Origin of the sequence: Pseudoclavibacter sp. RFBJ3 (assembly GCF_002931375.1) — a bacterium.
Lineage (GTDB): Bacteria > Actinomycetota > Actinomycetes > Actinomycetales > Microbacteriaceae > Pseudoclavibacter.
On the sequence record NZ_PSXZ01000013.1, the window covers coordinates 257,037 to 276,929 of the forward strand.

The 19,893-nt window shown below is 70.4% G+C and carries 23 protein-coding genes; 11 read left to right on the forward strand and 12 right to left on the reverse strand.

The window, feature by feature from the left end:
* Nucleotides 1-151 precede the first annotated feature (151 nt).
* Both C5E07_RS13385 and C5E07_RS13390 read left to right on the forward strand, forming a co-directional pair.
* The gene (locus C5E07_RS13385; protein WP_219819656.1) at nt 152-436 is read left to right on the forward strand and encodes a hypothetical protein; all 285 of its coding nucleotides are present in this window, start codon (nt 152-154) and stop codon (nt 434-436) included.
* A gap of 46 nt (nt 437-482) precedes the next feature.
* Nucleotides 483-1,247 (forward strand): maleylpyruvate isomerase family mycothiol-dependent enzyme, encoded by a 765-nt coding sequence (locus C5E07_RS13390; protein WP_104299827.1) that lies wholly within the window; start codon nt 483-485, stop codon nt 1,245-1,247.
* Nucleotides 1,248-1,281: 34 nt separating this feature from the next.
* Here the strand turns inward: C5E07_RS13390 and C5E07_RS13395 are convergent, their stop codons facing one another.
* The 4 genes from C5E07_RS13395 to C5E07_RS13410 form a co-directional block, all read right to left on the reverse strand.
* Nucleotides 1,282-2,457 carry a Gfo/Idh/MocA family protein gene (locus C5E07_RS13395; RefSeq protein WP_104299829.1) on the reverse strand — a complete coding sequence of 392 codons (1,176 nt, stop codon included), beginning with the start codon at nt 2,455-2,457 and terminating at the stop codon, nt 1,282-1,284.
* Nucleotides 2,454-3,299, reverse strand: coding sequence for a sugar phosphate isomerase/epimerase (locus C5E07_RS13400; RefSeq protein WP_104299831.1), 846 nt, complete (start codon nt 3,297-3,299; stop codon nt 2,454-2,456). Before C5E07_RS13400 ends, C5E07_RS13395 begins: the two co-directional genes overlap by 4 nt.
* Before the next feature lie 103 nt (nt 3,300-3,402).
* A complete protein-coding gene (locus C5E07_RS13405) occupies nt 3,403-3,987 on the reverse strand; it encodes a TetR/AcrR family transcriptional regulator (protein ID WP_181058041.1) in 585 nt (194 codons plus the stop codon).
* Nucleotides 3,988-4,042: 55 nt separating this feature from the next.
* Complete coding sequence (locus C5E07_RS13410; RefSeq protein ID WP_104299833.1) at nt 4,043-4,522, reverse strand: hypothetical protein; 480 nt, start codon at nt 4,520-4,522, stop codon at nt 4,043-4,045.
* A 198-nt stretch (nt 4,523-4,720) separates the two neighbouring features.
* On the opposite strand from C5E07_RS13410, the gene C5E07_RS13415 reads away from it, so the two are divergent.
* On the forward strand, nt 4,721-5,566 hold the full coding sequence (locus C5E07_RS13415; RefSeq protein WP_104299835.1) for a PhzF family phenazine biosynthesis protein: 846 nt from the start codon (nt 4,721-4,723) through the stop codon (nt 5,564-5,566).
* A gap of 37 nt (nt 5,567-5,603) precedes the next feature.
* On the opposite strand, the gene C5E07_RS13420 is transcribed toward C5E07_RS13415, so the two are convergent.
* The gene (locus C5E07_RS13420) at nt 5,604-6,518 is read right to left on the reverse strand and encodes a pentapeptide repeat-containing protein (RefSeq protein WP_258063952.1); all 915 of its coding nucleotides are present in this window, start codon (nt 6,516-6,518) and stop codon (nt 5,604-5,606) included.
* 171 nt (nt 6,519-6,689) lie between these two features.
* Between C5E07_RS13420 and C5E07_RS13425 the strand changes: the two genes are divergently transcribed.
* The 3 genes from C5E07_RS13425 (at nt 6,690) to C5E07_RS13435 (ending at nt 9,414) form a co-directional block, all read left to right on the forward strand.
* A complete protein-coding gene (locus C5E07_RS13425; RefSeq protein ID WP_104299839.1) occupies nt 6,690-7,643 on the forward strand; it encodes a metal ABC transporter substrate-binding protein in 954 nt (317 codons plus the stop codon).
* Between the two features lie 71 nt (nt 7,644-7,714).
* Nucleotides 7,715-8,440, forward strand: coding sequence for a metal ABC transporter ATP-binding protein (locus C5E07_RS13430; RefSeq protein WP_258063953.1), 726 nt, complete (start codon nt 7,715-7,717; stop codon nt 8,438-8,440).
* Nucleotides 8,437-9,414, forward strand: a complete 978-nt coding sequence (locus C5E07_RS13435; protein ID WP_104299844.1) for a metal ABC transporter permease — start codon at nt 8,437-8,439, stop codon at nt 9,412-9,414. The genes C5E07_RS13430 and C5E07_RS13435 overlap by 4 nt, the downstream gene beginning before the upstream one ends.
* A 12-nt stretch (nt 9,415-9,426) precedes the next feature.
* Here the strand turns inward: C5E07_RS13435 and C5E07_RS13440 are convergent, their stop codons facing one another.
* Both C5E07_RS13440 and C5E07_RS13445 read right to left on the reverse strand, forming a co-directional pair.
* Nucleotides 9,427-10,176: a metal-dependent transcriptional regulator gene (locus tag C5E07_RS13440; RefSeq protein WP_104299846.1), complete on the reverse strand. Its 750-nt coding sequence runs from the start codon at nt 10,174-10,176 to the stop codon at nt 9,427-9,429.
* A 122-nt stretch (nt 10,177-10,298) separates the two neighbouring features.
* A complete protein-coding gene (locus C5E07_RS13445; RefSeq protein ID WP_181058043.1) occupies nt 10,299-10,640 on the reverse strand; it encodes a tryptophan synthase subunit alpha in 342 nt (113 codons plus the stop codon).
* Nucleotides 10,641-10,787: 147 nt separating this feature from the next.
* Between C5E07_RS13445 and C5E07_RS13450 the strand changes: the two genes are divergently transcribed.
* Both C5E07_RS13450 and C5E07_RS13455 read left to right on the forward strand, forming a co-directional pair.
* Nucleotides 10,788-12,377 carry a cell wall metabolism sensor histidine kinase WalK gene (locus tag C5E07_RS13450; RefSeq protein ID WP_181058045.1) on the forward strand — a complete coding sequence of 530 codons (1,590 nt, stop codon included), beginning with the start codon at nt 10,788-10,790 and terminating at the stop codon, nt 12,375-12,377.
* Nucleotides 12,374-13,030 (forward strand): response regulator transcription factor, encoded by a 657-nt coding sequence (locus C5E07_RS13455; RefSeq protein ID WP_104299850.1) that lies wholly within the window; start codon nt 12,374-12,376, stop codon nt 13,028-13,030. Before C5E07_RS13450 ends, C5E07_RS13455 begins: the two co-directional genes overlap by 4 nt.
* A gap of 123 nt (nt 13,031-13,153) precedes the next feature.
* Here the strand turns inward: C5E07_RS13455 and C5E07_RS13460 are convergent, their stop codons facing one another.
* The 5 genes from C5E07_RS13460 to C5E07_RS13480 all read right to left on the reverse strand — a co-directional run bounded on the left by C5E07_RS13460 (nt 13,154) and on the right by C5E07_RS13480 (nt 17,125).
* The gene (locus tag C5E07_RS13460; RefSeq protein WP_104299852.1) at nt 13,154-13,525 is read right to left on the reverse strand and encodes a hypothetical protein; all 372 of its coding nucleotides are present in this window, start codon (nt 13,523-13,525) and stop codon (nt 13,154-13,156) included.
* On the reverse strand, nt 13,522-14,799 hold the full coding sequence (locus tag C5E07_RS13465) for an aminoglycoside phosphotransferase family protein (protein ID WP_104299854.1): 1,278 nt from the start codon (nt 14,797-14,799) through the stop codon (nt 13,522-13,524). The genes C5E07_RS13460 and C5E07_RS13465 overlap by 4 nt, the downstream gene beginning before the upstream one ends.
* A gap of 102 nt (nt 14,800-14,901) precedes the next feature.
* Nucleotides 14,902-15,228, reverse strand: coding sequence for a hypothetical protein (locus tag C5E07_RS13470; RefSeq protein ID WP_146080598.1), 327 nt, complete (start codon nt 15,226-15,228; stop codon nt 14,902-14,904).
* Nucleotides 15,229-15,464: 236 nt separating this feature from the next.
* The gene (locus C5E07_RS13475; protein ID WP_104299856.1) at nt 15,465-16,013 is read right to left on the reverse strand and encodes a type 1 glutamine amidotransferase domain-containing protein; all 549 of its coding nucleotides are present in this window, start codon (nt 16,011-16,013) and stop codon (nt 15,465-15,467) included.
* Between the two features lie 134 nt (nt 16,014-16,147).
* Nucleotides 16,148-17,125, reverse strand: a complete 978-nt coding sequence (locus C5E07_RS13480) for a DNA topoisomerase IB (protein ID WP_104299858.1) — start codon at nt 17,123-17,125, stop codon at nt 16,148-16,150.
* Nucleotides 17,126-17,328: 203 nt separating this feature from the next.
* Here C5E07_RS13480 and C5E07_RS13485 point away from each other — a divergent pair, with 203 nt between their 5' ends.
* The 3 genes from C5E07_RS13485 (at nt 17,329) to C5E07_RS13495 (ending at nt 19,462) form a co-directional block, all read left to right on the forward strand.
* Nucleotides 17,329-17,559, forward strand: coding sequence for a hypothetical protein (locus C5E07_RS13485; protein WP_104243362.1), 231 nt, complete (start codon nt 17,329-17,331; stop codon nt 17,557-17,559).
* Nucleotides 17,560-17,562: 3 nt separating this feature from the next.
* Nucleotides 17,563-18,075, forward strand: coding sequence for a hypothetical protein (locus C5E07_RS13490; protein ID WP_104299860.1), 513 nt, complete (start codon nt 17,563-17,565; stop codon nt 18,073-18,075).
* A 634-nt stretch (nt 18,076-18,709) separates the two neighbouring features.
* Nucleotides 18,710-19,462, forward strand: coding sequence for a hypothetical protein (locus C5E07_RS13495; protein ID WP_104243366.1), 753 nt, complete (start codon nt 18,710-18,712; stop codon nt 19,460-19,462).
* The last annotated feature ends 431 nt before the right edge of the window (nt 19,463-19,893 follow it).

A 19,893-nucleotide genomic window follows, 5' to 3' on the forward strand; every position in this document is an offset into this window, starting at 1 on the left:
CGTCGTCAACCCTCGCAAGTCCTGGCGCCTTGCGCGACGGGGTCCTGCCTAACGGACGTGAGCCAGCTCCTAACGGGCACGTGCCCCTCTGGAGCGGAACGCGCCGGCGTAGGCAACTACCATCGGCTTCCATGAGTCGCGAAGCAGCAGCATGACGGGGCCGACCGCACCTGCCCCAGGCGTCGGCGACCCCGACGGGCAGGGGCCGAACGGGTCGCCCGCCTCGCCGCCGCCCTCCATTCACGTGCGCGCCGTGCTCACGTGGCTGGCGATCTTCCCGCTCGTCGCCATCACGTCGATGCTCGCGGAGCCCCTCGTCGGGTCCTGGCACCCCATCGCCCGGGCCTGCGTCGTGACGCTCGTCGTCGTCCCGCTGGCGGTATACCTCGTCGTGCCGTCCTTCGTGAAGCTCTACGGGCGCATCCGCCGCCGGTGACCGGTCGAGCCACCGGCGCGGGAGGTCGACTCTCTAGGATCTGAGCATGCACCACGCACAGTTCATCGACGTGACCGCCGATGCGGCAAGCGCGTTCGCGACGCTCCTCGGCTCGGCAGACCTCGCGACACCCGTCCCCTCCTGCCCCGGCTGGTCGCTCGCCGAGCTGACCGAGCACCTCGGTGGCGTGCACCGGTGGGCGCGCGCGCAGCTGCTCGGCGGTGGCCAGCAGGTCGAACGGCTGACCCCAAAGGCGCCGATGGATGACCGGGGCGCGCTGGTCGCCTGGTTCCGCGAGGGCGCCGCGGAGCTCGTGGCAACGCTGCGCGAGCTGCCGGAGGACGCGCCCTGCTGGGCCCTCTACCCGCCGGCCCGCGCATCCACCTGGGCGAGGCGGCAGGCCCTCGAGACGACCCTGCACCTCTGGGACGCGACCGACAGCCTCGACATCGCGGCACCCATTCCGGTCACGATCGCGGCGGCCGGCGTCGCCGAGGTCGCGCACGACATGTACCCGAGGCAGGTGTCGCTCGGGCGGATGCCGTCGCTCGTCGAGCGCGTCGAGCTCGTGCTGCGGGGCCTCGGCGCGAGCGCACCTTTGCGGGTCCGGCTCGGCCCGATCGGCGAGGTGGTGGCCGATGGGTCCCGGCCGGCCGAGAGCACCGCCCCAGCCGACGCGACGCTCGAGCTGAGCGCGGAGGACGCGCTGCTGCTCCTCTGGAAGCGACGCGAGCTCACGACGGTGGACGCCCGGCTCACGGGCTCGGCCGCGGCACTCGAGCGGGTGCTCGCGCACCCGCTCGCCCCGTGAGACCCGCGAGCGCCGCGACAGCGTCAGGCGCTCGCTAGCTGCTGAGCGTCGCCGCGAACGGGTCTCGCTGGTGATCGACGAGCGGAACCCGCTCGAGCGTGCTCTCGACGACGACCACCTCGCCGGCCGCCGCCGACTCCTCGATGGCGAGCATGGTGTCGAGCACGTGCAGGGCGAGCTCGCCGGTCGCGACGTGCGGAAGCCCCTCGCGGATGCCGCGGGCCATGTCGAGCGTGCCGTACCCGCGCCCAGTGACCGTGCCCTCATCCGGGTACTCCTCCCAGCTCGGCTCGAGCGTCTCCGAGTACTCCTGCGGATGGCGAGCCACTCGTGTGCCCCCATCGGCGTGGTTCGGGTCGGGGGTGATGAGCATGCCGCCCGGGCCGATGATCTCGACGGTGCCCGTCTCGGCGAGCGGGGAGTCGTTGCTGAAGGTGAGCTGCGCGCTGGCGCCGCTTTCGAAGGTGACGAGCGCATCCACGTGCGTGAGCACCTCGACGGGGAACGACTGGCCCGCGTTCGGGCCGAGCTTCACGGTGCGGGCCTCCTTGGCCGTCGAGCCCGTCGCGTACACCTTCCTGACGGGGCCGAACGCGCTCACGAGCGTCGTCACGTAGTACGGCCCCATGTCGAGCAGTGGGCCGCCGCCGCGGGCGAACAGGAACGCCGGGTTGGGGTGGAACAGGTCGGGCCCCGAGTAGCGCATCATGGTGCGGGCCGTGAGCGGGGTGCCGATGATGCCGCTCGCGAGGTGTCGGAGGGCGGTCTGGATGCCCGGGTTCAGCACCGTGTCGGGTGCGACTCCCACGCGCAGGCCGGCCGCGTCGGCCGCCTCGAGCAGGGCCTTGGCCTCCTGGCGGTCGATGCCGATGGGCTTCTCGATCCACACGTGCTTGCCCGCCGCGATGGCGTCGAGCGCGACCGGGACGTGGGCGGCCGGGATGGTCAGGTTGATGACGATCTCGACGTCGTCGTTCGCCAGCACCGAGGCGGGCGAGCCGGAGAACGGCACGCCGTAGCTCGCGGCCTTCTCCGCGGCGAGGGCCTCGTTGAGGTCGCCAAGCGCCACGACTCGCACGTCGGGGAAGCGCGTCAGGTTGTCGAGGTAGGCGTTGCTGATCATGCCGGTGCCGACGATGCCGACGCCGACGGGGCCTCGCCTGGCCGACTCGCGGCGCACGTGCTCGCTGCCGAGCTGCTCGCTGCTCATACGCGGTTCTCCAGGTAGTCGAAGCTGGCGGCGATCGCGGCGAAGATGTCGCCGTCGAAGTGGTCGAACTCGATGACGGCGAACTCCGCCGACGGGGTGGCCGCGAGGGCAGCCTCGAGCGGGATGGCACCTTGGCCGGCCGGGACCTGGCCGAGCCCCGACGGGTCGAAGGGAGCATCCGCGACGAACGGGTTCTCGACCTGCGGACCGTCCTTGATGTGGAGGGCCCTCACGCGGTCGCCGAGGCGTTCGAGCAGGGCTGGCGCGTCCACTCCCCCGATGTGCGCCCAGTACACGTCGACCTCGAGCACCACCTCGTCGTCGAGGAGCCCCGCGAAGTACTCGAGTGCGGGGACGCCCTCGATGAGGGTGCTGAGCTCCCACGCGTGATTGTGGTACCCGACGCGGAGGCCGTGCTCGGCGGCTGACCTGGCTGCCTCGTTGAGGGCGGACGCCGTCGCCTCGACGGCTTCGCGGGTCGACCAGTCGAAGACTGCAGGGTCGATGACGAGCTCGATGCCGAGCTTCTTCGCCGCCTCGAAGGTGGCGGCGTGGCTCGGCACCGGCGTCGTCACGCCCTCGCGAGTGACCTCCTTGGCGACGAGCATCGCGTGCCCCGTCGGGGCCGCGATGCCGTGCCTGGCGAAGGCCGCCGCGAGCTCGTCGGCGCGGTCGACGAAGGCGAAGGCTTCGACGTTGCGCAGGCCGATCTCGCCGAGGCGCGCGAGCGTGCCGTCGAGGTCGGCTTCGAGGTGCGAGTTGACGCTGTACAGCTGCAGCGAGGTCGCTGGCCGCTGCGCTCCCGTTCGAGTGGGGGACGCTTCTGGTCGAGTGGTGGGCACGGTGACTCCTGTGTCGGTGGGCGTCCGCCCCGTCGCGGTTCGCTCTCCTGGAGACGCTACTAGAAAATTGCCAGTTGGCAACTTTGAGTCTGCCTGGCCAGTCTCAGCGGTCCTGACCGAGACGCTCGAGCAGCCCGAGCGTGGCCGCGACGTCGACGTCGGGCTCGAGGAGCCACCGCACCTGGAGCCCGTCGGAGGCCGCCATGATCAGGTCGACGAGCATGGACGCCTCTGCGCGGCGCCCCTCGGGAAGGGCAGCGAGCTGCCCGTCGATCTCGCCCGCCAAGCGGGTCCTCGCCCGCGCGAACCGCTCCGTGAAGAAGACCTTCGCAGGCCCATCCCCCGGTTCGACCGACTTGGCGAGCATCTCCGTGAAGAGCGAGACCATTCCGGGGAACTGCACGTTGAACTCGGCGCTGAGCCGCATCCGCTGCACGAGCGACACCGAGGCGGGCATGCGCCCCTCGTTGACGTGGTCATGCTCGCGGATCACCGCGACCAGCAGCCCCTCACGAGAACCGAAGTAGTGGGTCAGCATGCCGTGAGAGACGCCGATGGACTCGCCGATCGCGCGCAGGGAAGCACCGCTCGCTCCGGTCACGCGGAGGGTCTCGTAGGCCTGCGCCAGGATCTCGCGCTTCCGCTCGACACCCTTCGCGTACTGCCCCCGCGCTCCATCTGCTGCCACGCCAAGCATCGTAGCCGGGGCCGGGGCCGTCGCGGACCCTCTGCGAACCCCTTCGCTAGGCTCCGCCGCTTGGCCTCGCCTCGTGGTGGCGCGCCCCGTGCGTCCGGCGGTCCTCCTTCATCGCCGCTTCCGCCAGGTGCCGCCTGCCAGCCACGAGCTGCTCGCGGGTGGCCCGCTCGGCTGCTCGGAACGGCTCCCAGTAGGTGTCGTCGTAATCCTCGACGATCTGGAACGTCCATCGCCCCTCGATCACATTCCGGCCCACCAGCTCGGCTTCGAGGCGATCCGCGACCTCCGCGTGTCCGGCGTCGCGCAACGCGTCGGACGCCTCACCGAGGGCGAGGTCGGCGGCGCCGGTCAGCCGGTGGAACCCGTAGAGAAGCCCACGCGCCTGGTCGACCATCTCGAGGGCCTCGGTGAGCTTCCCGACGGCCGCGATCGTCGCCTCATCGACGCCCTCGGGCGGAAGGTGCTCAGCACCTCGACGCCCCCTCGGGTCAGCATCGGTTCCTGGAACGCTCTGGTCATCGCTCATGCCGTGATTCTGTCGACCGCGCCTGGACGGCACGTGGGTTCCCTCGGGGCTCGTGGATCGCAAGTCCAGCGGGGCCGGATTGGCACGAGCGCTCCGAGTGGACCCGTCGTACGGTTGCGGCACACGCACCTTCCTCGCTCCTCCCTCACCCGTCGTGGCACCTCTTCCGTGCCACCTCAACCCCGAAAGGCCCACCTCGTGCCCACCTCGCGCCCCTTCGCCCAAGTCGACGTCTTCTCGGAGTCCCCGTACCTCGGCAACCCGGTCGCCGTCATCCTCGATGGCGCAGGCCTCACGGACGACGAGATGCGGCACATCGCACGGTGGACGAACCTCTCCGAGACCACGTTCGTGCTGCCGACGACCGACCCAGGAGCCGACTACCGACTACGCATCTTCACCCCTGGCGGGGAGCTCCCCTTCGCCGGCCATCCGACCCTCGGTTCGGCACACGCATGGCTCGAGCGGGGCGGCACTCCGAAGAACGCGGGGCGTGTGGTCCAGGAGTGCGGCGCCGGCCTCGTCGAGGTGCGCATCGACGAGGGACGCCTGGCGTTCGCCGCTCCGCCCACGCTGCGGAGCGGCCCGTTGGAGCCCGAGCTCCTGGCTCGCATCGTCACGGCGTACGGCATCAGCGCAGACCAGGTCACCGCCCACCAGTGGATCGACAACGGACCGGGGTGGGCCGTCGTGCAGCTCGCATCCGCGCAGGAGGTGCTCGACCTCGACCCCGACCTCTCCCTCCTGCCTGATGCCATGGTCGGAGCCGTCGGCGCCTACCCTCCAGGGGCGCCGCACGCCTTCGAGCTGCGCAGCTTCGCGCCCGCCATCGGCGTGGAGGAGGATCCGGTCTGCGGCAGCATGAACGCGTCGACGGCCCAGTGGATGCACCGCACGGGCACCGCTCCGGGTTCGAGCTGGCGAGTCTCCCAGGGCACGCGCCTCGGCCGTGCCGGTGACATCACCGTGACCGTCGACGACTCCGGGGCCGTCTGGGTCGGTGGCGCCACGACGACGCTCTTCTCGGGCACGGCACTCGCCTAGCAGCGGCTCGCGCCGACCAAGCCGGCAGACGCTGCCCCTACCCCCAGTGGCGGGGTCGCGTGAGCGATTCGGGCAGCTGCGTGGCGTCGTCGCCGAAGGCGGCCGCGAGCTGCGGCTGCGTCAGGTGCAGCACGTGGCGCAGGTCGGCCCCGTGCAGCTCGGCGTCCCTCAGGTCGGCGCCGAGGAGGTCAGCCCAGCGGAGGTCGGCACCGCGAAGCTTCGCGGCGATGAGCAGGGCACCCCGCAGCTCGACCGCCCGCAGGTCGCTGCCAGAGAAGTCCGTGCCGAGGTACACGCCGCGAGGTTCGATCCGTGACCAGGCACCGGATGCACGGCGCCGCGGGACGTGCATCCGTCGCACCTCGTGGCTCACCGCGCCGAGCAGCTCGCCGGCGGCCGGCCGGCTCGTCTCGACGGCGGCGCGCAGCGAGGCCAGGTCGGGCGAGGCGGCCTGCGCGTCGACCTGATCGAAGAGCGTGTCGATGCGTCGGAGCAGCGCGCGATCGGCAGTGCGACGCCTCGCCTCGGCCAGCAGCCACAGCACTTCGTGCAGCTGGCGCACGAGGGGGAACACGGCGAACATGGCTTCCCGCAGGCCCTCGCCCTCCCGCCAGTCGCCGCCGCCGAACGTCTCCTGCGTGACCCGTTGCCCGGCGCCGTGGCACTCGAAGACGGTGCAGCCGCGGTACCCGCGCTCGAGGAGCGCCGAGTGGATGCCGCAGCCGAGGTTCTCGTCGAGGTTCCGGCACGGCTTTCCGGCGGGCTTCTCGTGCGCGAAGTCGTCACCGCGCGAGAAGGCGAGCGCCGAGCAGCAGAGGGCGACGCAGTTGGCGCAGTCGCTCCGGAATCGCGCGGTGTCGGCGCTCGCACCGCGCCCGTTGCGCGCGGCTCCACCGGGCATCGGCACCGTGGGCCGGTGCCGCAGCGGTTCGCTGAATTCACCTGGAGACATCGTGGCGTCAGCCTACGTTTCCGCGCACGCGTGCAGCTGTGCACGGCCGGGTCACGACTCCCCGATCGCCGAGCGTCGCTGGTTCGAGCAGCGGATCGTCCACGAGCAGCGGCCAAATGTTCGGCGCACCAAACATTGATCTTCTGGCCACCGTAGCGCTATGCTCTGGTCATGCTGACCCCCGCGCTGCGCGCAGCCCGACGGAAGGCCAGCCGCATCGTCGCGGCGGGTCTCGCCCTCGTCACGCTCGCGTCCCTCACCGCCTGCGGCCCCTCCGCTGAGGGCGAGGACAACCGGCCCGTCGTCCTCACGACCTTCACTGTGCTCGCCGACATCGCGAGGCAGGTCGCCGGCGACGAGCTCCGCGTCGAGTCGATCACGAAGGTCGGTGCCGAGATCCACGGCTACGAGCCGACCCCCCTCGACATCGCGAAGGCGTCGGAAGCCGACCTGATCCTCGACAACGGCATGAACCTCGAGGCATGGTTCGAGCAGTTCGTCTCCGGCATGGAGGTCCCCCACGCCGTGGTCAGCGAGGGTGTCGAGGAAGTGCCCATCGCGGGCGACGCCTACGCCGGCCTCCCGAACCCCCACGCGTGGATGTCGCCCCTCAACGTGCAGCTGTACGTCGACAACATGGTCACCGCCTTCTCCGACCTCGCCCCCGCGAGCGCGAGCGTCTTCGAAGAGAACGGCGCCGCCTACAAGGCAGAGCTGCAGGCCGTGCACGACGAGCTCGTCGCGGCGATCGAGCCTCTCCCCGCATCGCAACGGGCCCTCGTCACCTGCGAGGGGGCCTTCTCGTACCTCACGAGAGACGCCGGGCTCGAGGAGGTCTACATCTGGCCCGTCAACGCCGAGCAGCAGGCCACCCCGCAGCAGATCGCCGGGGTCATCGATCATGTGCGAGACAACGACGTTCCAGCCGTGTTCTGCGAGTCGACCGTGTCGGATGCGCCGATGCGGCAGGTCGTCGACGCCACGGATGCGGAGTTCGGCGGCACCCTCTACGTCGACTCGCTGAGCGAGGAAGACGGCCCCGTGCCGAGCTATCTCGACCTCATCCGGCACGACGTCGACACCATCGTGGCCGGACTGACCGGCAAGACGGGAAGCGAATCGTGAGCGCAGCATCCAGCCCAGCATCCACTCCTCGGGCCGACGCGGGGCCATCGGCGGGCGGGGCCGCGCCCGCCATCGAGGTCGATGCCCTCACCGTGCACTACGGGGAGGTGCTCGCCCTCGACCGGGCGAGCCTCTCCATCGCCCCAGGCAGGGTCTGCGGGCTCATCGGCATGAACGGCTCTGGCAAGTCCACGCTGTTCAAGTCGATCATGGGCGTCGTGCGCCCCGATGCGGGCACCGTCCGTATCCTCGGGGGCTCCTCGGCGGATGCGCGCAAGCGGGGCAGCGTCAGCTACGTTCCCCAGAGCGAGCAGGTCGACTGGGACTTCCCCCTCTCGGTGCGCGATGTCGTGATGACGGGGCGCTACGGGCACCTCGGCATCACCCGGAGGCCGCGGGCGCGCGACCATTCGGCGGTCGATGCCGCCCTCGAGCGCGTCGAGCTCTCCGAGCTGGCGGGTCGGCAGATCGGCCAGCTCTCGGGCGGTCAGCGCAAGCGCGCCTTCGTGGCCCGCGGCATCGCCCAGGAGGCCGAGGTGCTGCTCCTCGACGAGCCCTTCGCGGGCGTCGACACCCGCTCCCAGGCCACCATGACGAGTCTCCTTCGGGAGCTGGCGGCGCAGGGGGTGTGCATCCTCATCGCCACCCACGACCTGGGCTCCCTCCCAGAGCTGGCCGACGAGGCCGTGCTCTTCAACCGGCGGGTGCTGCTGCACGCGAGCCCCGAGGAGATCATCCGTCCCGAGCACCTCGCCCTCGCGTTCGGCATCGAGACCGGAACGGGGGCGGCAGCATGAGCCTCGTCGATCTCCTCCTCGAACCCCTCGGCTACGAGTTCATGGTGCGGGCCCTCATCACGACCGTCATCACGGCCGTCGTCTGCGCCCTCCTCAGCTGCTGGCTCGTGCTCATCGGGTGGTCGCTCATGGGAGATGCCGTCTCACACGCCGTCCTTCCCGGGGTGGTGCTCGCCTACATCGTCGGGGCTCCCTTCGCGCTCGGGGCGCTCGCCTTCGGGCTGCTCGCCGTCGGCCTCATCGGCGTGATCCGCGACACCAGCAGGGTGAAAGAGGACGCGGCGATCGGCATCGTCTTCACTACCCTCTTCGCGTTCGGTCTCGTACTCATCTCGGTGACGCCGAGCCAGACCGACCTCAGCCACATCCTCTTCGGCAACCTCCTCGGCGTCAGCCCCACCGACCTCGTGCAGATCGGCATCCTCGCCGCAATCGTCGCCGTCGTGCTCCTCGTGAAGCGGCGAGACTTCACCCTCGTCGCGTTCGACGCCACCCACGCCCACGCGATCGGCCTCAACCCGCGTGTCCTCCGCGGCGCCCTCCTCGGGCTGCTCGCCCTCACCGCCGTGGTCGCCCTGCAGACGGTCGGCGTGATCCTCGTCGTGGCGATGCTCATCATCCCCGGGGCAACCGCGACGGTGCTCACGCGCAGCTTCACGCGGATGCTCGTCATCGCCCCCATCGTCTCCGTCGTCTGCTCGGCGGCGGGCCTCTACGCCAGCTACTACCTCGACGCCGCCTCCGGCGGGATGATCGTGCTCGCGCAGGGCCTCGCCTTCCTGCTCGCCTACCTGCTCTCCCCCACGCAGGGCCTCGTCACGTCGCGGATCCTCGCGAGGCGTCGCTCGAGGGGCAAGAGCGCCGAGGCGAGGGGTGCCACAGGGACGGATATCGAAGGGGCGGCTGCCGAGATGAGGACCGCCTGGCGTCCCGACGCTCTAGCTTCCCGACGTTCCAGATCTCCGAAGCTCTAGATCTCCGAAGCTCTAGGCCTCCGTCACCCAGACGGCTCGAGCGGCGACGGGCCCGAGGGCGAACGGAGTCGCGACGGGACCCGCTGAATCGGCCGTGCCGGCAGCACCTGCGGCGGTGTCGCCTTCGCCGTGATCAGCGACCGAGTCCACGTCCGCCACCGTGAGCAGCATCGACTCGGAGTACGGGTCGCTCTCGCCGATCTCGAGGCGCGCCCCGACCGTGAGGCCCTTCGCCGCGAAGTACTTGAGGAGTTCGGCGTCCGAGTCCGAGATGCGCTCGACGACAACCTGCTTCCCTGCCTCGAGGCTGCTGAGCAGGACGGCCTGCGGGATGCTCACCTCGCCAGCGGCGGACGGGATCGGGTCGCCGTGCGGGTCGCGTTCGGGATGCCCGAGCATCGCGTCGATGCGCTCGACCATGAGGTCGGAGACGGAGTGCTCGAGGTTCTCCGCCTCGTCGTGCACCTCATCCCAGCCGTACTGGAGCACCTCCACGAGGAACGTCTCGAGGAGCCGGTGCCTGCGGATCATGGTCAGCGCGTGGGCGCGACCCTCGGTCGTGAGGGAGATGCTGCCGTAGCGGGCATGCTTGAGGAGCCCCTGATCGGCGAGCTTGCGGATGCCCTCCGACACCGTCGAGAGCCGCAGCTGCAGGCGCTCGGCGACGATCGTCGCCGTGACGGGCGCATCCGACCACTCCTGGAGGCTCCAGACCACCTTGAGGTAGTTCTGCGCGCTCACCGAGAGTTCTGACACCGACATGCCCACAAGCCTACGGGCAGGGGAAGCTCCGGAGCCGCCGACCGAGCCTGCCGCAACGGGCAGAGCCTCGGCGCACGGCATCCAGGCCCAGCGCCCAGCGCCCAGGCCCAGGCCCAGCAGCCTCAGACGGTTCGGGCGTTCCAGCGGTCGCCGAAGCGGCTCCTTCCGGCGAGCATGGTCCACACGGTGGGCCCGAGCGGCGGGTACTCGGTCGCGATGCGACGCATGAGCTGCGCGTCATGCTCACCGCTGGAGGGGGCTTCGTCTCCGCCCCGCTCGAGGGCTTCCGCGCGCATGAGCAGCACGACGAGCTCGTCGACCGTCGGCAGCTCCTGCATGAAGCGCCACGGGTCCTCGCCGCGGCGAGCGCGAGCGTAGATCATGGTCTCGCGCTCGTCCTGCGCTTCGGCGCGCAGGACCTCGAGGCTTGCTCGCCTGGTCAGTTCGTAGCGCTCGGTTTCCACTCGACGAGCCTACGCGCCATGCCACCTTCCCGCTGGGGCTTGTGGAGCGGGACCGGGCGGACGAGTGGGGGCGGCACGGGGGCACGGCTGCGTGAGAGTCTTCTCACCTGCCAGGCTCTGGACTCGTGCGCCCCAGATAATCAGTGGATGCAGGTGACAGCGGCGGGCCAGGGACAGCAGGAGGTGCGGCCCCGCGCTTCAGTGCGGGTTCGCATCCTCGCGTCGATCCTGCTCGTCACGATGCTCGGCATGATCGTCGCCGGCGCGACGAGCTACTTCGCGGCCCGCGAACGCGACCTGAGCGGAGTCGATGAACGCCTCGTCGCCCTCGCGGAGAACGTCAGCGGCCTCGTGAGCGGCACGGACGCCGCCGCGCCCACGACGTCGGACCCGGCGGCCCCGGCCGCCCCTGCCCCCGATCCGGCCCGTTCCTTCTCGAGCAGCACCGAAGCCCTCGAGCTGGTCATGCAGCGCTTCGTCCCGGAACGCAACGAGGGCGCCCTCGGGCTGGTCGACGGCGTGCCGACGTTCATCCCGGCGACGCCGACGCCGTTCTCCCTCGCCGAGGTGCCCGGCCTCGTCAAACGAGCCGTGGCGGAGACCGCCGACGGTTCGGTGCGCATGGGCACCTTCGTCGACGGCGCTCTCGCCCTCCGCTACATCGCCGTCCCCTTCACGGTCGGCGACGGCTCGAGCGACGCACTGTACCTCGCGGCGTACGACCTCCGGGCCGAGCTCGCCGACACCAACAGCACCTTCCAGACGTATGCAATGGTCACCGTCGCTGCCCTCGCCGCCGTCGGTCTCGTGGGCTGGTCCGTCGCCGGCCGCCTCCTCAGGCCACTCAGGGAGCTGCGAGAGACGGCGGCGTCGATCACGGGCAGCAACAGGTCTGCGCGCATCCCGGTCGTCGGCAACGACGACGTCTCCGCCCTGACCGCGACGATCAACGGCATGCTCGACCGCCTCGACGGCTCCCTCACCTCCCAGCGGCAGCTGCTCGACGACGTGCGTCACGAGCTGAAGACCCCCATCACGATCGTGCGTGGGCACTTCGAGCTCCTCGACCCGAACGACCCTGCCGACACCAGGGAGACGGTCGCCCTGGCCCTCGACGAGCTCGACCGCATGAGCGAGCTCATCGACGACATCGAAGCGCTCGCCGTCAGCGAGCAGCAGGGGCTCCTGAGCATCGCCCCCTGCGACGTGCTCGAGCTGACCGAGCAGGTCCAGGCGAAGGCCAGCGCCCTCTCGAACCACGAGTGGGTACTCGGCCAGACGGCGCCGGTGGTCGTCGACGTCGACGCGCGCCGCATCACGCAGGCCTGGCTGCAGCTCGCCGACAACGCCGCCAAATACTCGCCGGCAGGCTCCAGGATCGAGCTCGGCAGTCTCGTGGATGCGCGCGGCGAGCTCCGACTCTGGGTCCGGGACGAGGGGGTCGGTATCCCCGTCTCCGCGCAGGAGCGCATCTTCGATCGCTTCGGGCGTGCCGAGACGGGCCGCAGCCAGACCGGCTCAGGCCTCGGACTCGCCATCGTGGCGTCGATCGCCCGCGGCCACGGTGGAAGAGTCGAGCTCTCGAGCCGGCCGGGTCTCGGGTCGACCTTCACGATCGTCGTGCCTGCGGACGGCTCACCTGGCTACGACAGCCCCGACAGCCCCGGGGCCAGCGGCTCCGCCGCGTCAGGCGGCGACGCACGGCCCCATCACCCCGAGGAAGAGGACACCGCATGAGCAGAATCCTGGTCGTCGAAGACGAGGCGCGCATCGCCTCGTTCGTCGAGAAGGGCCTGAAATCGGCCGGGTACGCGGTGGCGGTCGCGGCCTCGGGCACCGATGGGTTCGAGCTCGCCCGCGGCGGGGACTTCGACCTCGTGCTCCTCGATGTCGGCCTCCCTGGAATGGACGGCTTCGAGGTCCTTGACCGGCTGCGCGCCGAAGGGCACACGATCCCGGTCATCATGCTCACGGCCCGCACCTCGGTCGAGTCCACCGTGCGGGGCCTCGACGGGGGCGCCAACGACTACCTCGCGAAGCCGTTCAAGTTCGACGAGCTCCTCGCACGCATCCGGCTTCGGCTCCGGGATTCGGGGCAGGCCGCCAGCACGGAGCTCACCCACGAAGACCTGCTGCTCGACCTCCGCACGCGCCGCGTGCGGGTCGCGGGCACCGACATCGACCTGTCGGCACGCGAGTTCGGGCTCGCCGAGCAGTTCTTCGCCAACCCCGGGCAGGTCCTCAGCCGCGAGCAGCTGCTCAGCAGGGTCTGGGGGTTCGACTTCGACCCGGGCTCGAACGTCGTCGACGTGTACGTGCGCTACCTGCGCGGCAAGATCGGCTCCGAGCGCATCGAGACGGTGCGGGGCATGGGATACCGGCTGCGCTGAAGCGGGCCCCGGCGACCGTCACATCTCCGCGTCGGCGGCGTGCCCAAGCGCAAGGTCCTGCCGCCGTCAGTCCTCGACCTCGCCGTCAATCGTCAGCGTCGTCGTCAGCCCTCAGCCTCGTCGTCAATCCTCGCCGTCGTCGTCGTCATCATCGTCTTCATCGTCGTCGACTTGGGAGGGGGCCACCGGTTCCACGGGCACCGGCGCCTGGATGCCACCCGTCGGCAGCGACGGCTGGAGCGGGCCCGACGACGGGCTCGGTGTCGGCGAACCGGTCGGCGTCGGCCCCGAGGAGGAGGCCGGCGATGGAGTCACGCTGATCGTCGTCGCCGGCGACTGCTCGCCGACGATCGGTCCGAGGTTGACGACCTCGCCCGGCGAGGAGCGCAACGACGTGGCCTGCGCGAAGGTGACCCCCGCGAGCACGATGGCGAGCGCACCGGCCCCGGCGAGGGCCACGACGAGCCAGCGAGGTCGGGGCTTCTCGGCGCTCATCGTCTCGGTTCCTTCGAGAGGGCACTCGCGAAATCGAGGATGCGATCAGGCAGCGCATCGAGCCCGGTCCCTCCTCGCACGGCAGCCCCGAACGCGTGCGAGAGCAAATGCGTGAGGGCGACCGCGCTGGATCGGATACTCAGGTCGGGGTCGTCCGTGATGAGCCCGGATCCGCCCGGCTGGGTCCAGGTGCTGGCGAACTCGCCCCAGGCGAGCCTGACGAGTTCCGCGAGCTCGAACGTGGCCGTGCGCAGCTCCGCTCTCCCGCCGAGATCGTGGGTGAGGGCCGTCACGATGGCGTGCGCGTAGAGCCCGCCGAGGTCGTCGGCGAGGTCGCCCACGCCAGCCGTGTCGATGTCGACGACCCCCGTGATCGAAGTGCCGCCCCCGGGGCGGGCACTCGGCTCGACGAAGATCTGCCCAAGGTGCAGGTCGCCGTGCACCGTGCGCGCTGGCCCCGGCCGCGCTTCGGCGAGCGCTTGGCGGATGCTCACCGCGATCCCATCGATGTCGGCCCGTCGCGCGGGGAGCAGGTCGTGGAGCCGCAGCAGGTACCAGTCGAGCCCCGTCGTGAGGCTCGCACGGGCTCCTCGTGAGACGGGCGCCGCCCCGATCGACGCGACCAGCGACTGCAGTTCCCCCAGGAACTCGAGCCGAGCCTCAGGAGTGTGGGGCACGTGTGCGTCGGCAGGCAGCCCAGGCATTCGCTCCAGTGCGACGAGACCCGCCTCGCTCCATCCGCGGCTGCGTGGAACGGCGACCCCGCCACCCCCGAGCTCCTCGTGGATGCGGTGCAGCGGCTCTGCATGCCCCGGCCGGACCACCTTGAAGAACAGCGTGCCGTCCGGGCCGGCAAGACGCAGCACTGCTCGGCGCCCTGGCCGGTAGGCGAGCATCTCGAGCTGGCCTTCTCCGACGGCTCCGAAGCGGGCCGCGGTCTCGCGCGCGGAGTCGGGGAACGCCGTCGCGGGAAGGGCAGGCAGGGCCGGGTCGTGCGGGTATCGCCACACCCTCACCTGCTCGCGAGTCACGGGGTTCTGCACCGTGGTCCAGTTCTGCGCTTCGCCCACCGTCGACGCAGCCGCCGGGTTGGTGGCCGTGTCGATGAAGAGACGGATGCGCTCGTCTGGGCCCTGCTGCGAGGCGAGTTCCACGTCGTAACCGGCGAGCACGCCGTCGCCGCTCGGCTCAGCGCAGGCGAGCGTCACCGACGCCACCTCGCGGCCGGTGCCTGTGGCCACGGCCTCGATCACCTGCCTGGCTGCTGCGAACATGCGCTCCCCCTTGCGGGCCCTGTCGTCGGTCCTACCGCTGAACCTACCGGGGCCAGGCCTCCGCAGCCCGGGAACCGATCAGCTTGTGGACAAGGTGACCCGTTAGGCGCTTGGCACCGAGGGCGGCGTCTGCGCCGACACCGGGCTCTGCGCGCTCACTGGGCTCTGCACGGTCGGCGCGCTGAGCGGAGTCTGGGCCGAGACAGGGCTCGGGGAGCTGAAGACCGGTGTCGCGGTGGGCGACGCGCTGCTGTCCGTCGTCGGCGAGGCCGAAGCGGTCGGGGGCGTTGACGGCGTCGAGAGGGCGAGCTGCTCGCCCGGCACGTCGCGCAGCTCGAGGGCGTTGGCGACACCCGCGCCGCCGACCGCGAGGATGCCGAGCCCGAGTGCGCTTGCCGAGCCGACGATGATCCAGGTGTTCTTCTTCATGATGCTGCCTCCTGCTGACTGCCGAGCCGCGAGTTCGCCTCGGTAGACCCAAGCTTCGTGAGCGTTCATGAGACGCACAGTGCTCAGGAGATGAGAGCGCCCTCATCATCGGAGACTCTGGCCCCGGACCCCGACGCGGCCCTGCTGCTCAAACGGGCCGAGCGGCACGAGCACGGGTGAGGGGTGGGCGGATGCGCCTGCATCCGCCCACCCCTCACACCGAAGCCCTCAGTGGGTCATGCCGTCTGCCCGCGGTGCTTCCCCTCGGCGATCTCCTCGACGAGCTTCGCGTTGAACGCCGGCAGGTCGTCTGGAGTCCGGCTCGAGACGAGCCCCTGGTCGACGTGGACCTCCTCGTCGACCCAGGTCGCCCCGGCATTGACGAGGTCGGTCTTGAGGCTCGGGAAGCTCGTGAGCGTGCGCCCGTCGAGCACCTTCGCGTCGGTGAGGATCCACGCGCCGTGGCAGATCACCGCAACCGGCTTGTGCGCCTCGAAGAAGTCGCGGGCAAACGAGACGGACGCCTCGTCGAGACGCAGGAGGTCGGCATTGCCGACCCCTCCCGGGAGCACGAGTGCGTCGAAGTCCACTGCCTTCGCGTCGGCCGATGAAAGGTCGACGGACTGCTCGTGCCCGTTCTTGCCCGTCACGGTGCCGGACTCGGGCGCGACGAGGGACGCGTCTGCGCCCGCCTCGGTCACGGCGCCCCATGGGCTGGTCAGCTCGCTGTCCTCGAAGTCGTTCGTGAGGAGGAAGGCCACGCGCTTGGTGTCGAGAGTCGTCATTGCTGAGTGTCCTTTCGTCGGGAGAAGTGTGCAGCTCGATCCGGACCGGGGTCCCGGCTCGCAACCGAGCAGGCGTCCACGCTCTCGCACCGACCTCCCCGAACCTTGGACGTTTCGTGTGCGCGCCCTGGCCGTCAGCTGGACGAGCCCAGCAGCAGCTCCCGCAGCGCGACCTCGCCTGAGCCCCTGCCCACCGCGACGACCCGCCCCTCGTCGTAGGCCTCGATGACGCGCGGATCGATGTAGCTCGACCTCGCGACCGCCGGCGTGTTCCCGAGCAGCTCGGCGGTGTCCCGCACGGCCTGCGCCACCAGCGATTTCCGCTCCCGGACGGTGCCCCCGACCCCCAGCTCGGCGAGCCGGCCCGCAGCAAAGACCGTGCCGTGGAGCGTGCGGAAGTCCTTCGCAGTGAACTCGCCCTTCGTGCGTATCCTGATGTCGTCGTTCACCTCTCTGGCCGCGAGTCGCCGCCAAGCTCGCCCGTCCTTCCACGCCAGGATGCGGCGCCCAGGAGAGCCGGCGCCCTTGCGCTCCCCCAGGAACGACACGAGCTCGACATCCTCGATGAGGGCACTCCACGGCACCCCGCTCTTGCCTTTGAACTCGAGCAGCACCTGCTCGTCCTGCAGCAGGATGTGCCTGTTCAGCAAGGTCGTGAGCCCCCGGTGCCCGAACTGCTTCGCCGATCTCTCGCTGCCGACCCGCAGGAACGCCGTGTCGAGGAGCTTGAAGCTCGCGGCGAGCGAGGCATCCCTGCCGGAGCTCGCTGTACGAAGGGCCCTCGTCGCGGAGCGCCGCGCCGAGGGGAGCACCCGGGACAGCTCGAGCGCCCGGTCGAAGGTCACGATCTGCCGCTTCGCCGTCCAGTCGGGATGGTAGATGTACTGGGTTCGGCCGAGCGCATCCACGCCGAGGGCGAGGACATGCGCGTTCTCGTGCGGCGCGATGCGCACGTCCCTCCAGGCCGGTGGGATCGCGAGCGACGCGAGGCGCTCTCGGACTCGCGCGTCGACGATGCGCTCGCCACGCTCGTCGCGGTAGCTGAAGCCATTCCCGGCCGTGTGCCGGGTCCACGCCCCTCCCGAGGGAGTCCACCTTCGCAGTCGAACCATGCCCCTTGGGTAACACCCACCACCCCGTTGTGGCAAGGCTTCAACGCTGAGGATCAGATTGGCGTATTTCTAGGAGGTATCAGCTTCCCTGAGATGTCGTGAGAACTCTCCACAGAACTCAGGGAACATCCCTCAGCGCACATGTCAGTGCGCGAAGATGCGACTATCCGTCTGAGACGGTCGCCAACGACGGCAGGAGCCTCATGCCATTCCCCGTTCCACCTCTCACCGCGACGACGCCCGCCGAGGGCCGCGTCGACCGCCTCTCCGAGAACTCGTACCGGGTCGTCAAAGACGGACGAGTCCTCGGCTTCATCAACAAGATCGACGAGCTCTGCGTGGTCTCGGCGGGGTCCGACCCCGGTGCAGCCTTCGAAGTGCTGCAGACCCGCGACTTCGCCCGCGCCGTCAAGGAGCTCCAAGACCGAGCCTGACTCGTGGCAACCCAGCAGCGCGGCTCAAGGTTCCGCTGGAAGGCAGCGGGCCTCGGAGTCGCGTGCGCCGTCGCTGTCTTGGTCGTGGTGAGCGGATGCTCGCCGACCGGCAGTGCGCCGAGCTCAGAATCCAGCACTGGCACGTTCTCGCCGGTCGCAGCGCCACAGGCTACGGAAAGCCCCGAAGCCTCGGAGGCCTCAACGGCAGAGGACGGCGGGGAGCTCGTCTTCGCCGCCACGGCGGACGACCGCCATTCGTGGATCACCGCTGAGGCCCGCGTGACCGGCGTGACCCGGACGGGCACGTGCGAGTACACCGCGAGCGCCGAGGGCGTCGACACCATCACTCGCACGGCGAAGGCGCTCAGCAGCAACTACGACACGGTGTGCGGTGATATCTCGTTCGAACTCGGGACGCCCGGCACCTACACCGTGACCGTGACCGTCACCGGAGTTACCTCGGAGCCGCTGACGGGGAGCACCGAGGTCGAGTTCCTGGGTTCCACCGCCGACTGAACGCCCCGTGCGGCCCGCACCGCCCACGCCGCCCACGCCGCCCGAGGTGGCGCGCCCACGTCGCTGCCCCGCTCTGCTCCTCCGCACCCCGGTCGCGTCCCCGTCGCGCCCACGCTCGTGCCCCCGCCCGCAGGCCCGGGGCTAACGCACCGCGCTCCCGCTCCGCCCTGCGCTCCCGCTCGCAGACCTAGGGCTAACCCACTTCGCACGGGCCAAACGGATGCGCAACCCCCGGGTCTGTCCGCGCCCAGGGGCCGCGCTCCACTGTGTTGTCACAGGTGCGCCGATCCTGGAGTTCTCCACAGCCGGTTCGCGGGGTCGCGCGCGGGCGGCGCCGCGCACGTAGCGTCGCCGTGTGGCTCCTCCAGACAGATTTCCGCGTTTTCGCGACCAGCTCCCACCCGAGCTCCGGGGCAAGAGCTTCACGGTGGCGGATGCGCAAGACCTGGGTGTGGGCAGGGGCCGGCTGAGGAACCCGGGGCTGGCGAGACCCTTTCGTGGCGTTCGCGTCGATAGTGGCGCAACAGATCCGGCTGACGAACAAGAGTCGACCTCGGCAGCGATTCGCCGGCAGCTCCGAGCCCGTGATCTGCAGTACGCGCCGCTCCTCAAGGAAGCGCACGCCTACGGCGCAGTGTCCGCAGCGCGGATCCTTGGCCTGCCGCTGCCGCTGCAGCTCCTCCGGGATCCGCGCGTCCATCTCGTCGTCCCTGACGGCACGAACGTGCCGCGGCGCCCAGGAGTCACCACCAGAATCGTCCCAGCACGGCTCTGGCGCACGTTCACGTTCGCTGGCGTCGCGCTGCCCCATCCCGCGCTCCTCTACGGCCTGATGAGTCGCGACCTCCTGCGCTCGAACGCCGCCTCAGCGCGGCCAGACCTCCTCGGCTTCGGGGACGCGCTTGTCAGCGGGGCCGAGAACTACCCGAACCGCCGCTGGCACGGAACCCTCGAGACGCCCGATGTCCTGCAACGCTTCGTGGCCGAGTGGTCGCCCGGGTTCGGCGCTGCCCTGCTCCGCGAGATGACGCCGCAGATTCGCGAGAAAGTCGAGTCGCCGTACGAGAGTCTCCTGCGCTTCGTGCTCCACGACTCCGGATATCCGGAACTCACCGTTCAGCACTCTCTGCGTGTCCGAGGGAAGGAAGTCGCGCGCCCTGATTGCGCTGATCTCGAGGCGAAGATCGCCTACGACTTCGAGGGGCTCGGTCATCTGGTGAGTCCGACGCAGTGGAGACGCGACATCCAGCGCGTTCGCCAGGTCACCAATCTGGGCTGGCATTCCGAGCGGCTCACCATCTCAGACCTCTGGCCGGACCCCAGTGCATTCCTTGCGCACGCGCACGCCCTGCGAGAGCGCCGGCTGCGCATGCTCGGCAAGCTGTGACGCCGAGCAGCCCCTGCTGACTCGAGGGCCGAAAGCCGAGGGCCGCGGCACAGACCTGGGGCTCGCGCACGCTCCCAGCCCCGCGGAAGTGCCTCGCCCCCAGGTCTGCGCGCGCGCCAACCACAGACCTGAGGCTCGCGCACACTCTCGGCCCCAGGGAGGTGCCTCCTCCCCAGGTCTGCGCGCGCCAGGCACAAACCCGGGGCTCGCGCACGCTCCCGGCCCCGCGGGGATGCCTGCTCCCCAGGTCTGCGCGCGCCAGGCACAAACCTAGGGCTCGCGCACGCTCCCAGCCCCGCGGAGGTGCCTCCTCCCCAGGTCTGCGCGCGCCAGGCACAAACCTGGGGCTCGCGCACGTTCCCGGCCCCACGGAGGTGCCTCATCCCCAGGTCTGCGCGCGGGGACGGGCAGGAGGAGAGGGCGGGAGAGGG